Origin of the sequence: Pleurocapsa minor HA4230-MV1, assembly GCA_019359095.1 — a bacterium.
GTDB classification, from domain to species: Bacteria; Cyanobacteriota; Cyanobacteriia; order Cyanobacteriales; family Xenococcaceae; genus Waterburya; species Waterburya minor.
In genome coordinates, this window is record JAHHHZ010000013.1 from 216,497 (window position 1) to 229,441 (window position 12,945).

The 12,945-nt window shown below is 39.1% G+C and carries 15 protein-coding genes; 8 read left to right on the forward strand and 7 right to left on the reverse strand.

Annotated elements, in window-relative coordinates:
- Nucleotides 1–169 precede the first annotated feature (169 nt).
- From KME09_05730 to pheS, 6 genes are all read left to right on the forward strand, one after another.
- Nucleotides 170–511, forward strand: coding sequence for a helix-turn-helix domain-containing protein (locus KME09_05730; protein ID MBW4533419.1), 342 nt, complete (start codon nucleotides 170–172; stop codon nucleotides 509–511).
- A gap of 23 nt (nucleotides 512–534) precedes the next feature.
- A complete protein-coding gene (locus KME09_05735) occupies nucleotides 535–1,185 on the forward strand; it encodes an ImmA/IrrE family metallo-endopeptidase (GenBank protein ID MBW4533420.1) in 651 nt (216 codons plus the stop codon).
- A 180-nt stretch (nucleotides 1,186–1,365) separates the two neighbouring features.
- On the forward strand, nucleotides 1,366–2,229 hold the full coding sequence (locus tag KME09_05740) for a M48 family metallopeptidase (protein MBW4533421.1): 864 nt from the start codon (nucleotides 1,366–1,368) through the stop codon (nucleotides 2,227–2,229).
- Nucleotides 2,230–2,397: 168 nt separating this feature from the next.
- Complete coding sequence (locus KME09_05745) at nucleotides 2,398–2,682, forward strand: DUF427 domain-containing protein (protein MBW4533422.1); 285 nt, start codon at nucleotides 2,398–2,400, stop codon at nucleotides 2,680–2,682.
- Between the two features lie 58 nt (nucleotides 2,683–2,740).
- A complete protein-coding gene (locus tag KME09_05750; protein ID MBW4533423.1) occupies nucleotides 2,741–3,874 on the forward strand; it encodes a quinone-dependent dihydroorotate dehydrogenase in 1,134 nt (377 codons plus the stop codon).
- 55 nt (nucleotides 3,875–3,929) lie between these two features.
- On the forward strand, nucleotides 3,930–4,913 hold the full coding sequence (gene pheS / locus KME09_05755; protein ID MBW4533424.1) for a phenylalanine--tRNA ligase subunit alpha: 984 nt from the start codon (nucleotides 3,930–3,932) through the stop codon (nucleotides 4,911–4,913).
- Nucleotides 4,914–5,032: 119 nt separating this feature from the next.
- Here pheS and KME09_05760 read toward each other — a convergent pair whose 3' ends face one another.
- The 7 genes from KME09_05760 to dnaA form a co-directional block, all read right to left on the reverse strand.
- Entirely contained in the window at nucleotides 5,033–6,700 is a 1,668-nt protein-coding gene (locus tag KME09_05760; protein ID MBW4533425.1) for a hypothetical protein, read from the reverse strand.
- A complete protein-coding gene (locus tag KME09_05765; protein ID MBW4533426.1) occupies nucleotides 6,670–7,224 on the reverse strand; it encodes a hypothetical protein in 555 nt (184 codons plus the stop codon). The genes KME09_05760 and KME09_05765 overlap by 31 nt, the downstream gene beginning before the upstream one ends.
- Before the next feature lie 223 nt (nucleotides 7,225–7,447).
- On the reverse strand, nucleotides 7,448–7,882 hold the full coding sequence (locus KME09_05770) for a tetratricopeptide repeat protein (protein ID MBW4533427.1): 435 nt from the start codon (nucleotides 7,880–7,882) through the stop codon (nucleotides 7,448–7,450).
- A 27-nt stretch (nucleotides 7,883–7,909) separates the two neighbouring features.
- Nucleotides 7,910–8,404 carry a hypothetical protein gene (locus KME09_05775; GenBank protein ID MBW4533428.1) on the reverse strand — a complete coding sequence of 165 codons (495 nt, stop codon included), beginning with the start codon at nucleotides 8,402–8,404 and terminating at the stop codon, nucleotides 7,910–7,912.
- 202 nt (nucleotides 8,405–8,606) lie between these two features.
- Nucleotides 8,607–9,092 (reverse strand): allophycocyanin, encoded by a 486-nt coding sequence (locus KME09_05780; GenBank protein MBW4533429.1) that lies wholly within the window; start codon nucleotides 9,090–9,092, stop codon nucleotides 8,607–8,609.
- Between the two features lie 91 nt (nucleotides 9,093–9,183).
- The gene (locus tag KME09_05785) at nucleotides 9,184–9,948 is read right to left on the reverse strand and encodes a lipoate--protein ligase family protein (protein ID MBW4533430.1); all 765 of its coding nucleotides are present in this window, start codon (nucleotides 9,946–9,948) and stop codon (nucleotides 9,184–9,186) included.
- 201 nt (nucleotides 9,949–10,149) lie between these two features.
- A complete protein-coding gene (gene dnaA / locus KME09_05790; GenBank protein ID MBW4533431.1) occupies nucleotides 10,150–11,517 on the reverse strand; it encodes a chromosomal replication initiator protein DnaA in 1,368 nt (455 codons plus the stop codon).
- A 218-nt stretch (nucleotides 11,518–11,735) separates the two neighbouring features.
- Here dnaA and def point away from each other — a divergent pair, with 218 nt between their 5' ends.
- Nucleotides 11,736–12,281, forward strand: coding sequence for a peptide deformylase (gene def, locus KME09_05795; GenBank protein ID MBW4533432.1), 546 nt, complete (start codon nucleotides 11,736–11,738; stop codon nucleotides 12,279–12,281).
- Nucleotides 12,282–12,626: 345 nt separating this feature from the next.
- Nucleotides 12,627–12,905 (forward strand): RNA-binding protein, encoded by a 279-nt coding sequence (locus KME09_05800; protein MBW4533433.1) that lies wholly within the window; start codon nucleotides 12,627–12,629, stop codon nucleotides 12,903–12,905.
- Nucleotides 12,906–12,945: the final 40 nt, after the last annotated feature.

The window sequence follows — 12,945 nt, forward strand, 5'->3', positions numbered from 1 at the left end:
TAAAGCAAATTTATCTTAAAAAACGATAAAAACTATGTCTAGAAAAAGATTTACTTTTTAATTTTAATTCTTGCTCATATTCATTAAATATAGCCCTTAAACTAACTTTGTTGATTGTTTATTCAAGCTAAACTATGATGTAGGTAAATAATTGAGAGGAATAATTAAGGTGTCTAACGATTTTGGTGAACTGATTCGGCAAGCGCGAAAAGAGCAAAAGTATTCTCAAAGAGAATTAGCCAAACTATTGCAAATAGATTTTACCTATTTATCTAAGCTAGAAAACAATCGCGCTGACTATGCTCCTAAAGAAGATGTGATCCGTGGCTTGGCAAAGCATCTAAAATTAAATGAAGAACAGTTAATCTTTTTGGCGGGGAGAATTCCGCAACAAGAAGAAGACTTACTTAAGCAGCATTATAAAGACATGCCAGCTTTGTTTCGTCGAATGCGAGAAAATCCTGAATTTGCTCAAAGAGTGTTTCGCGAAGCTGCTAAAACTGACAGTTAATTATTAGATTGGGTTAATCTTTTGTGAGTGTTTTTCGTCCGTATCGATTCATTTCCAAACTAGAAATCGAGGCTTCTGCTTTAGATATTTGGTTGCAGATGGAGCGATTAGGCTCCGCCTACGCTTCGCGATCGCACAATCAACTACAGCTACCCATAGATACCAGTATCATTGCGGAATTTCTGGATCTAGATCTTGTTTGGGACACAATTCCTGATGACGAATATGGGGCGATCGCTGCCAGAATTTTACCCCTAGAAAAACTCATTGAAATTAACGAAAATATTCCTCAATTAAAAGGTGGGTTTGGTGAATCAACTATTGCCCATGAAATTGGACATTGGGTGCTGCATATTGATGTAGAACAAGTAGAACGCTATATTCGATTGAAGCAAAAAGGTATCGATGTTCAGGTAAAGCCTTTTCTTTGTCGCAGTAATAATCTGGCAAGAATTGAATGGCAAGCGCAGTACTTTGCAGGATGTTTGCTCATGCCTCAACATATACTAAAGGAATTAAAGCAGGATAAAGATCTAACTAAATGGCAGCATCTTTATCAAATGGCGGAAAACTTAGGAGTGACAATATCTAACCTGACAACTCGCTTACAGGATTTAGGTTGGATCTATCTAGATGCTGATACTCGCAAGATTTCTTTAAACCGCATTAACTAAAACATCGACTTCAATTGTTCTAATTATTTCCATACAATAAGGCGATCGCTATATTAAACTATGATTGTCGATTGTCAGTGATTAAGTCAAGCAAAAATTGTCTGAAAATACTAAGATCAAAGTAACACAGCTAGTTGTACTAGAAAGTTACCTACCATCCTCATTGTTAGATCTTCTCTTATGAACTTATCAAAAAAAGCTTTAATTGGTCTAAAGGCAGATCTCTTTCGTCATCCCCTAGATTTACAGGCTACTAATACTCTTAAGCAGCTACCAGGATTGGATATCGCCATCAGGAGCGTTTTAGGTTCGGTAGCGGAACAATTTTTTTATTTGAATAATATTGCTTCGAGCGTTTTAGTCAGCGAAAAACAGTTACCCGATCTGCATAAACTGTTGATTGAAGCTTGCGAAATTCTCGATCTAGAGCCACCCCAACTATACATACAGCAAAATCCCACCCCCAACGCCTACACCTTCGCCATGAGAGGAAAACAGCCTTTTGTAGTGCTGCATACATCCTTAATTGAAATGTTGACTCCTGAAGAAATCCAGGCGGTAATTGCTCACGAATTAGGACATTTGAAGTGCGAACATGGAGTTTATTTAACCATGGCAAATCTAGTAGTGCTAGCGGCTAATATGCTACCGCCTTGGGGAACAGTGTTAGCTCAATCATTACAGGATCAAATGCTGCAATGGGTTCGTTGTGCTGAATTTAGTTGCGATCGCGCTGCTTTACTAGCTATTCAAGATCCTAAAGTAGTCATGTCTGTCTTAATGAAGCTGGCAGGTGGTTCGCCAACTCTAGCACCCCAGTTAAACCTTGATGCTTTTATCGAACAGGCTAAAGCTTACGATTCTATTGGTACAGATAGTTTAGGGGAAGTACTCCAGGCTGCACAAACAGCGCAGTTAACTCATCCTGTTCCCGTGATTCGAGCCAGAGAAATCGAGCGTTGGGCGAGTTCGGTTGAATATCAGTCTATTTTAGATAAACGTCAGTTGGACAAAGAGAAAAAATTAGGCTGGAGTAATTGGTAGGTTTGATTACTGGTTACTAATTACTGATTACTGATTACTGATTAATAATTACTGGTTACTAATTACTGATTACTGATTACTGATTACTGGTTACTGATTACTAATAGCGTAAGATTGATTTTGTTGATAATTTTTGTAATTGTTTAAATAAAGAGTTCAAATAAAAAAATGCCAAAAGCAATTTGGAATGGTCAAGTTTTAGCCGAAAGCGATCGCACTGAAGTGGTGGAAGGAAATCAATATTTTCCCCCAGATTCGCTTAATCAAGAGTTTTTTCAAGCTAGTTCAACTCACACTAGCTGTCCTTGGAAGGGTCAAGCGAGCTACTATACTGTGGTGGTTGATGGTAAAGAGAACCCTGATGCTGCTTGGTATTATCCTGAAACTAAGGAAAAAGCTAACAATATTAAGGGCTATGTAGCTTTTTGGAAAGGAGTTAAAGTAGAAGCCTAAAGCGATCGCCACTTATGATCGGTGTTTAATGATCGTCAATAACTGCTGTAAAAACACAATGCTCAACTTTACCAAACCTTTTTATCCTTTACTTCTGGCTACTGTTAAAAGCGATCCTGAGACGGCTCATCGTCAGATGCTCAAAACATTAAATAATTTAGAAGTTAATCGTCATTCTGTGTGGGGTAGTTTGGCAATTAAGCAATTAGAAAAGTCTTTTTGTGTTCAAAATAGCCGTTTACACCAAACTCTCTGGGGATTAGATTTTAATAATCCTCTGGGGTTGGCAGCAGGCTTTGATAAGGATGGTACAGCAGCAGGAATGTGGAGTAGTTTTGGCTTTGGTTTTGCGGAATTGGGTGCTGTCACTCTCCACTCTCAACCAGGAAATCCTCGCCCGCGTATGTTTCGTCTGCCAGAAGATAAAGCAGCACTTAATCGCATGGGTGCAAATAATTTGGGTGCAGCAGTGATGGCGGATACCCTAAAGCAAACCTGGAGCCGACAACCCCGCCAAATTCCGATTGGGATTAATCTTTGCAAGTCAAAAACCGCTGCTTTAAATGACGCAGCAGCAGACTATGTAGGCAGCTTTAAATATTTACAGGCTGTGGCAGATTACTTTGTGATTAATGTCAGTTCACCCAATACTCCAGGATTGCGATCGCTTCAGTCAGGAGAACAGTTAGAACCGATCTTATCAGGCTTACAAAACGCCAACCCCCAGCAAAAACCAATTTTAATTAAGATCGCGCCAGATTTAGAGTGGAATGATATCAAGGATATTCTGAAGTTAGCTACTGACTATAATCTTGCTGGTGTTATTGCTACCAACACTACTATTCGCCGTGATAATTTAAATACCAAGATTTTAAAAGAGACAGGTAAAAGCATCCGAGATGAAGCTGGTGGCATTAGTGGTTTACCCGTAAAAGAGCGCTCTACAGAAGTAATTCGTTTTATTTATCAAGAAACAGCAGGCAAGCTACCTATAATTGGTGTGGGTGGTATCTTTAACGCCGATGATGCTTGGGCTAAAATTATTGCGGGAGCGAGCATACTCCAAGTCTACACTGGATGGGTATATGAAGGCCCTTGGATGGTTAATCAGATACTCTTAGGATTATTGTCTAAACTAGACGAAAAAGGTTTAGATCGTCTTGCTGATGCGGTAGGCTTAGAGCATCAATAGACATCATTTATCTACCTATTTACTGGTAAATTCTTAATTATCCCGAATGACTTCGATTTTAGAACAACTAACTGAATTAAATAAAACTGCCGTCAAGGCGATCGCTTCTACCGAAAACTTAGATGATCTCGAACAGCTAAGACTGAAATATTTGGGCAAAAAAGGAGAATTATCGCAAATTTTGCGGGGGATGGGTAAATTATCCCCAGAAGAAAGACCCCTAGTTGGTTCTCAGGCTAACGTAGTTAAGGAAGAAGTTCAAACAAGTCTCGAACAGCGTAAGCACGATTTACTACAAGCGCAGATTGAGGCGCAAATTAAGGCAGAAAGTATCGATGTGACCATGCCTGGTGTCAGTCGTCCTTTAGGTCGCATTCACCCCCTTAACGGCGTAGTAGATCGAGTTCTAGATATATTTGTCGGCTTAGGCTATACCGTAGCAACAGGGCCCCAAATAGAGACAGATTATTATAATTTCGAGGCGCTCAATACTCCTGCCGATCATCCCGCCAGAGACATGCAGGATACTTTTTATTTACCGGGAGGAAATTTATTACGCACCCATACTTCCTCGGTACAAATTCGCTACATGGAAAACCACCAACCACCGATTAGGATTATTGCTCCTGGTCGAGTATATCGTCGAGATACTGTGGATGCGACTCATTCTGCGGTGTTTAATCAGGTGGAAATTTTGGCGATCGATCGAGGTTTAAAATTTACCGATCTTAAAGGCACAATTAAAGAGTTTCTCCAACGGATGTTTGGCGATGATTTACCTGTCCAATTCCGCACCAGTTATTTTCCTTTTACTGAACCTTCAGCCGAGGTGGACGTACAGTGGCAAGGCAAATGGCTGGAGGTTATGGGTTGTGGCATGGTCGATCCTAATGTGCTTAAGGCGGTGGGTTACGATCCTGAAATATATACAGGGTTTGCAGCAGGCTTCGGCGTAGAACGGTTTGCGATGGTGCTACATCAAATTGACGATATTCGCCGTTTGTATAATAGCGATCTGCGTTTCTTACAACAGTTTTAATTTTTAATTCTTAATTTTTATTTTTCAGGGCGATCGCATTATCTTGGCGATCGCTGTTGAGATTGTCCAACCTCAATAAGCTTTCGTAGATGGGAGAAAATTAGGGCGATCGCTTTAGCTTAATCATTTATTATTACTTCTTCTTGTTTTTCGGCTATATCTATAAACTCGGTTATTTCTTCTAGGAAATCTTGATATTCGGCAACAGTATGGCGTGTATCTTCAAGTGCTTTTATTTTATCTTCAAGTGCTTTTATTTTATCTTCAATTTCTTTTGTAAAAGGAGACTCAGCACCGATAACTTTTTCTCCTCGCTTTTCTTTAGCTGCTAATTCTAAATTTAATTCTAAAAGTTTGGCTAAAATATCGTCATCAGTTTTAAAACCATAAGCTTGCATTACTAATTTATCTAATTGTTGATGTAGCTGATAAAGTTTACTAGCTGGTTCATGAAAGTAGGTGTTATAAAGTTGCGTAATTCCCCATTGTTTCTTTGACATTTGTTCGGTGCGATATTGATGCAATTCAATGGTTTTATTACGAATTTGTTCCGTAGGGGCGAACGGCCGTTCGCCCTTACCTAAAACGCCCCTTCGCGATGTACCCTCACCAGGATTTTGCGGGAAAGGAAAGGTTTCAAAACAAGTTGTGTTGGTATAACGAGTATCGCCTTTTAAAGTGGAACGTTGAGCTTTTACCCAAGTACGATGAACGATTGAATTTAGAATTCCCAATATATAATAATCATCCGAGGCTATTACCATATTGGCTTCACAGGGCAGAATTGAAACATCAACAGGGCTAAACACAATATACTTGGCAACTTTAGGAATTGCAAAATAACAAGATAATTCAGTTAATGCTTTTCGCATCATTGGTCTACTTCGTCCATATTTCCACCAGTTTATTCTCCGTGAATTTTCTTTGTTAACATCCCTCTCAGGCTTGACTTTTTCTTTGACTCTCTTAAAAGGTAATTTATAATTACAAGCTTCTTCAAGACATATATCGTTAAAATCAATTACCCAATCTTTTTGTAGATGTAACTCAATCAAACTCTGTCCGTCTAACATTGGTTTGAGAATATCCTTATTTTTGGAATCTTTATTTATCCATTCTTTGGCTTCTGACTCTGAAACAATAAAACCTTGTCCCGATAATTCACAAGCTTGAAATGAATAATTTTTATTAGCTTTTAGTTTTTCTGCTAAGTTGACAGAGATTTCTTTTTTTAAAGATGTAGATATTCCCTCAACAGATAAATCATCTAAAAATAGCTTTTCTGGTTTTTGTTTTGACCAATTTACGATACTGACATGAACATTAGCTTTCCCTGACCAAACTTGAGAAGATATAGCTTCATAAATATAACCACCTTGTTCTACAACATAATCTAAACTTGCTTTACGACTTACATTTTGAGAAATAGAATTAGTTCCAACTAAGCCAGATCTACCATTTGTATCTAAATTATCTACTGCTTTTCTGAACCAGTAGGTGCAAAAATCAACTTGACCCTTTACTTCTTTAAATTGTTCGTATACTTTTTCTGTATATTCATCTCCCAATTCTTTTCTTAATTCTCTACCTCCCAAAAATGGAGGATTGCCAATAATTGCATCAGCTTTTATCCATTCGCTAAACAAAGCATCTTGACAAACAATATTATTATCCAAAGTATCGAGAGGTAATTCTCTTTCAGTTAAATCTAACTTATCGATCGCAACTTTTTTAGCAATAGTTAATGTTACTCTAGCTAACTCGACAGCAAAAGAATTAATATCCATGCCTCGCCCATTTTTCGAGCGGCTTTTTCCGTAATTTCTACTTGATTGTTGCGAAATACTGGAGTTTTTTCTTCTAACTCCATAAACCCAAAAGCACTTGCTCTCTGGGGTAATTCCGTTAGTGATACGATATCGACAGGATCGTCAAGTTGGTTATCAAAATCGTAAATCCAAAACTCATCAAAATTGCACAAGACAACGTGCTTGGGACGATGACAATGAGGAACGAGTCTAGCCCAATAATCATAAGCCTGACGATAATGTTTGCTTAGATCTACCCCCTGCTTCTTCATTTCAATCAAAACGCGGGGTTTCCAGACTAAATCTGCAAAACCTGTTTTACCTTTATTACTTCCTTTGGCGATCGCAACTTCGTATTCTGCACCAGCCTGTAACGCACCCTGATGTCCAAAAGCCTGAAAAAATCTGTCTAAAAATACCTGTGCCTGACTTCTTTCTCTGCCTGTAATGTATTGCAAACGATAATTAACAAATTCGTGCAGACTTTGGGGAGTAGCTACCATATATCTAGTTACAAGAGAAGATATATTGAGCTTTCCCTGCTCTTAGTAGCTATCTGTCGGGGAAACTACCTGATTTTGATTACTGAATTATGCCAAGGGAAGTGATTTCTCATATTTTGAAACGCGATCGCAATTTTTTCCAGTAAATACCCTTGCGATCGCTATCCTGAGAAACGATCTTGAGATTTGATATTGATATTATTTAACTAAAAATCCTGACAATCTACTTGCTACTTGCTGGGCTTTCGGGGGCAGCTTTCGGCGCGGGGGTTGGTTTAGCTTCTTGTTGTTTAATTAGCTTTAATACCCCAGCATACTGTGGTTGTTCGGGGTAATATTGCACTAGTTTTTCTAGAGTGGGAATAGCTTTTTTCGGATTGGTTTGAATATAAATCTGAGCTAATCCTTCTAAAGCAGTCACATTTTTTGGTTCCCGTTCTAATACTTTTTCATAGCCAGTTACCTGTAGCTGAATTTGCTCTTCCGTTGTGGGTGCATCAGGATCGGTAGCGGCGACATTGCTAGAGTTAGACTGACTAAAAACACTACTTAGAGCGATCGCCAAAGTTGAAGCAGCAAATCCTAAACCTAAAACCAGGGTAACAATACGGGATAGTTTTCTGCCTTTTGTTTCTTGCTTATTTTTTTTCTTAACCATCAAAACTAGCTCCTGATTTCTATTTGCCTATAAGTTCCATTCATAAAAAGCTAGTATACCTCCTGTAAATCCTAACCAACAGAGTACCACTAAAATTACAGAACACAGTCCACGACTACAGCCTACCAACTGTAGATCTAGTTTGCCTAAGAAAATTGCCGAAATTAGGATAAGAAAACGCGCAAAAAAGTCAATGCGCTGGACGATCATGGTAAAAGCGAAAGCTCCAATCAAAATTGATAACCACGATCTTATAGCCGACTTTAACCAATTATTTAAACCTACCGTTATCAGAAATACAGGCGAGGTAAACAAGACTACTAAAAAGGCAATACCCAAAACCGCTACGCCATACAGAATGCTAACGCGAGCAGATTCAGCAAAATTGTTTAAGATATTTTCTTGTTCGAGTAGTCCATAAATCCAAGAGCCATACAGCCAGCCTTCCGCACTGTAGGTTGAGAGTACCAGGAGCAAGGAAAATACCAGAGAAGACCGAGGATGATTTTTAAGCTGAATCATGTAATACAACTATAGGTAATTGAAAATAGATCGAGAGGGTAACAGTCTTTTTCCAGTGAATGTTAGATTATATGACGATCGCTCTACCAATGCAGTTGCGATCGCCAGCGAACCTTTAAGACTACACAACACTGGTTCAAACCTACGATCAATTACCTAATTACATCCTGATTAAATCAGCATTGAATTTGGCTGGCTGAATCTATGCCATGCTTTGAATGATGTAGTCAAAATAGGGAGCAGCCTCTTGAGCATCTTCTTTACTCAGCAGATCTACTGAAGCATTTTTTAGACAGCGAATCGCATCAACCATACCAGGTACAGGCACTTGAAGAGAATTGTACATCTCTCTGACGCCAATTAGACCAGATTTTTCAATCGGGTCTTTATCTCCTGCCATAACGCCATAGGTAACCAGACGAAGATACCAGCCAAAATCTCTCAGACACTGATTATATTGCTTTTGACCCGAAGCATTGCCCCCAGCAGAACGATACTCAGGGTGCATCCGAAACAAAGCTTTTCCTGCCTGATCGACGATTTTCTTTTCGTTAGTGGCTAAAGTTTCGGCAATCCGCACGCGCTTTTCGCCAGTAGTTAAAAAGTTTTTAATGCCTTCTAGTTCACCGCTACTTGGGTAGCGCAGTTCGTCATCTGCTTTGAGAATGACTTGACTAACTATGCTCATAATATCTGAATCAGTTTAATTAACTTTAATAATCTTAGTATCTCAATCAAGAGAAATCATTGATCAGAGCAAATACTGGGAAAACTCCAGTTTATTCTACTCTCATGTTGGCAATATCTTGCCATTCCTTGGTAGACAAAGGTTGCTTTACTAAATCAATCTTAAAAATTGCGATCGCAGCTTGAACCAAGCTCTCAATTATTATTTTAGCAGTCAGATCGCCCTGAAAATCTATGGTTAATCGATCTTTTTGCTGGTAAATAACTTGATGAAGATTTTGCTTTAAGTCTGTCTCAAACACCTGTCGATACAGCTGTCTATCTGTATTTAAGATCATTGATCCATGTTGTAATACTGTCTTTCCTCGACGAAGTTGAGCGCTGCCAATTACTTTATTGCCAGCGGTGGTAATCAAATCTGCACCTGTAGCCGTAGCAAAACAATTCTGGTGCTGAACATACTCTTTACTGGCAGTACCATAGTCTAAGTTGACACCAAGCGATCGCCAGCCTGTAATTAAAAACTGACATATTTGTTGATACACCGCCAATCTTTTCCCTGGGGGAATTGAAGTCACGATCGCATAGGTTAAATCACCCTGATGTAAAACCGCTCTACCACCCGTAGGACGACGTATGATCTCCAGTGGTTTACCTTGCCAGGTTAAGTCATGCCAAGAGTGGGGATATTCTTGCTGATGATATCCCAAAGAAATCGCCGCAGGTTGCCAAGTATAGAGCCTCAATGTTGGGGGCTGTTTTCCTTGACGGTGCTGTTCTAACAAATAGCGATCGATCGCCATCTGCATTGCTCCTGATGCTTCAATCGGCGGTATATAACGCCATGTCGAATTCATTAAATTTAGTAGATATGATATTAGGTAGTAGGGATTAAATAGTAGGGGCGGTTCGCGAACCGCCCCTACAGGTAGTAGGTAGTAGTAAAAAAATGTCCTAATATTGTCTAGATCTGTGGATAACTTGGGGAAAAGTTGCGCTATTTATTACTTTCCTGTGGAAAAGCAATTTAATTAGCAATTTAAATTACTAACGGCGAGTTAAGTTTGAAACTTCTGTCGGCTAACAAAATTAATGCGATCGCTTAATAAAGAAATTGTTTGATTTAAAGCGCGATCTTTTCTGAGCTGTTTGGCAATTTTGTCGCAGCTATACATCACAGAGGTATGGTCTTTGCCCCCAAATTTTTCTCCAATGCGAGGTAAGCTTAGGTCAGTATGTTGTCGCATGAGATACATGGCGATATGTCGAGCGTTACTAATTTCTCTGCGTCGGGAGCTACTTTTTAAATCTTCAATCGAAACATTTAAGATTTCTGTCGCCACCTCCAGAATTGTATCGGGAGAAGCCGTAATTTGTTCTACTTTCGGATTTAGGGCAGAGGCAACGTTTTCCACCGTCATGGAGAGGTTAGAAAGGGAGATATAGGCGATCGCTCTAATTAATGCCCCCTCTAATTCGCGAATGTTGGAAGTGTACTGACTGGCAATATATTCGATCGCCTCTGGCGGTAAACGAATATTTTCTGATTCGGTTTTCTTTTGTAAAATTGCCATGCGGGTTTCTAAGTCTGGCACCTGTACATCAGCAATTAAACCCATGGAAAACCTCGAACTTAAACGTTCCTGTAGTTTGGGAATTTGCTGAGGCGGGCGATCGCTAGCTAATACTACCTGTTTCCCAGCCTCGTGTAGAGTATTAAAAGTGTGGAAAAATTCTTCTTGAGTGTATTCTTTGCCCTCAATAAATTGAATGTCATCTACCAGCAGAATATCGGCAGTGCGATAATGTTCACGGAAAGCTTGAATACTATCGTTGCGAATTGCTGCAATCAGATCATTGGTAAATTGCTCTGTCGAAACATAAAAGACTTTAGCATCAGGATTAATCTCCAGATGATAATGCCCAATTGCCTGCATTAAATGAGTCTTACCTAATCCCACTCCACCACAGAGGAATAGGGGGTTAAAATCTCGTCCAGGGGATTCTGCCACCGCTAATGATGCAGCTTGTACCATACGGTTTGTTGGCCCGACAACAAAACTATAAAAAGTATATTTGGGATTTAATTTATTCGGTTTCAGGGAATTGTTGCTAGCAGATTTTTGCTGTGACTGAGCTACATCAGTTGATTCGGTTAAAAATGCTAGATCTTGCCCTTGCTGAGATTTGAGGCAAATTTCCCAAGATTTTCCCGTAACTTCGACCACGGCATCACTAATAATTCCCAAATAATGTTTTTGCAGATGGTTCATGACAAAAGCATTAGGGGTTAAAATCGTGATTCTTTCGGCATCAAAGCTTTCAATTATGGCATTCTGAATCCAAGTTTCAAAGGTAGGGCGACTTAACCTTTGTTTGAGAAGCTCTAGAACGTTTTTCCATAATTGCTCTGAAGAAATTGCCACTCTGTTATCTGACCAGTGAAGATGATTTGAAATAAAGCTCGGCTACTTTTTAAGTAGCTTGCAAAATTGACTGGTAGAATTTTACCAGTAGAGTCAGATTAGAATCAGTAATATTTACTATCTATTATCTATTTCTAATCGTTAAAACTTCCTTGAGAGACAATATACTTCATAAACAGCTTTTGCTCTAGAATCTAGCAATTAAAGTAAATTAACATATGAGTACTCCCAAGATCGCTCAAATAGGAACACCTATACTTAGAAGTCAGGCTCAACCCGTCGAGCAAGTCACAGACTCTAAGATCATAAAGCTTATTGACTGTTTAGTTAAGACAGTAACCGCCAATCAAGGAGTAGGAATTGCTGCGCCTCAAATTTCTCAACCTTACCGTATTTTTATTATTGCTTCTCATCCTAGCGATCGCTACCCGCACGCACCGACTATGCCACCAACGGCAATGATTAACCCCCGCATACTGTCTCATGGTGAAGAGCTGGAAAAAGACTGGGAGGGATGCTTGAGTGTCCCTAACACCAGAGCTTTAGTTCCCAGATATCAGCAAATTGAAGTCGAATATACTACTAAAACTGGAGAATTGAAACAGGAAGTTCTTACAGGCTTTATCGCCCGTATTTTTCAGCATGAATTAGACCATCTTGACGGTATTATCTTTACAGATCGCCTCAGCGATCCGTACGATCTATATACAGAAGCCGAATATCGTCAGTTAATCTCCACATCAACACAAAAAATTACAAGTTAATTTTTATTCGAGATTCCGACCGAGATCGGCGTTAATATACATCAGTCAAATGTCAGAAAACCAACTAATTTAGTAACTTGAGGGATTGGCGTTAGATGCGATCGCTAAAAGATTAAGATTTATGTTGTTTGGCAGAAACCGAAAAAATCAGTCAAACGAATATCTCACTGGCAAAATTTGCTTCTATTTGGGATAAAAGTGTTATTGTTAGGGATGAGAATGAACAGATTAAAGATTAAGTTTGTATCCAGTATCTAAGGGTTTCTTCCATAAAGTATTGAGCTATTTCTTTACCAATAATTCTGTCTCTCTAAACACAACACTCATTGAGAAGACGAACAAAACATGTCAATTTACGTAGGCAATCTATCTTACGAAGTCAACCAAGAAGACTTAAATGAAGTTTTTACCGAGTATGGAACTGTTAAAAGAGTTCATATTCCTAGCGATCGCGAAACAGGTCGTCCTAGAGGATTCGCTTTTGTCGAAATGGAATCCGAAGCTAACGAAGACAAAGCAATTGAAGCTTTGGATGGTGCAGAATGGATGAACCGTCAGCTTAAAGTTAACAAAGCTAGACCGCGTGAAGATAGAAGTGGTGGCGGCAGAAACAATCGTTTCTAATCTAAACTTGGCTCAATTTTTTGAGCAAAATTAACAAAAA

Coding starts and splice junctions, on each gene's coding strand:
- KME09_05740 (MBW4533421.1), top strand. CDS start 1,366: ATGAACTTATCAAAAAAAGCTTTAATTGGTCTAAAGGCAGATCTCTTT.
- KME09_05745 (MBW4533422.1), top strand. CDS start 2,398: ATGCCAAAAGCAATTTGGAATGGTCAAGTTTTAGCCGAAAGCGATCGC.
- KME09_05750 (MBW4533423.1), top strand. CDS start 2,741: ATGCTCAACTTTACCAAACCTTTTTATCCTTTACTTCTGGCTACTGTT.
- KME09_05760 (MBW4533425.1), bottom strand. CDS start 6,700: ATGGATATTAATTCTTTTGCTGTCGAGTTAGCTAGAGTAACATTAACT.
- KME09_05765 (MBW4533426.1), bottom strand. CDS start 7,224: ATGGTAGCTACTCCCCAAAGTCTGCACGAATTTGTTAATTATCGTTTG.
- KME09_05770 (MBW4533427.1), bottom strand. CDS start 7,882: ATGGTTAAGAAAAAAAATAAGCAAGAAACAAAAGGCAGAAAACTATCC.
- KME09_05775 (MBW4533428.1), bottom strand. CDS start 8,404: ATGATTCAGCTTAAAAATCATCCTCGGTCTTCTCTGGTATTTTCCTTG.
- KME09_05780 (MBW4533429.1), bottom strand. CDS start 9,092: ATGAGCATAGTTAGTCAAGTCATTCTCAAAGCAGATGACGAACTGCGC.
- KME09_05785 (MBW4533430.1), bottom strand. CDS start 9,948: ATGAATTCGACATGGCGTTATATACCGCCGATTGAAGCATCAGGAGCA.
- def (MBW4533432.1), top strand. CDS start 11,736: ATGAGTACTCCCAAGATCGCTCAAATAGGAACACCTATACTTAGAAGT.
- KME09_05800 (MBW4533433.1), top strand. CDS start 12,627: ATGTCAATTTACGTAGGCAATCTATCTTACGAAGTCAACCAAGAAGAC.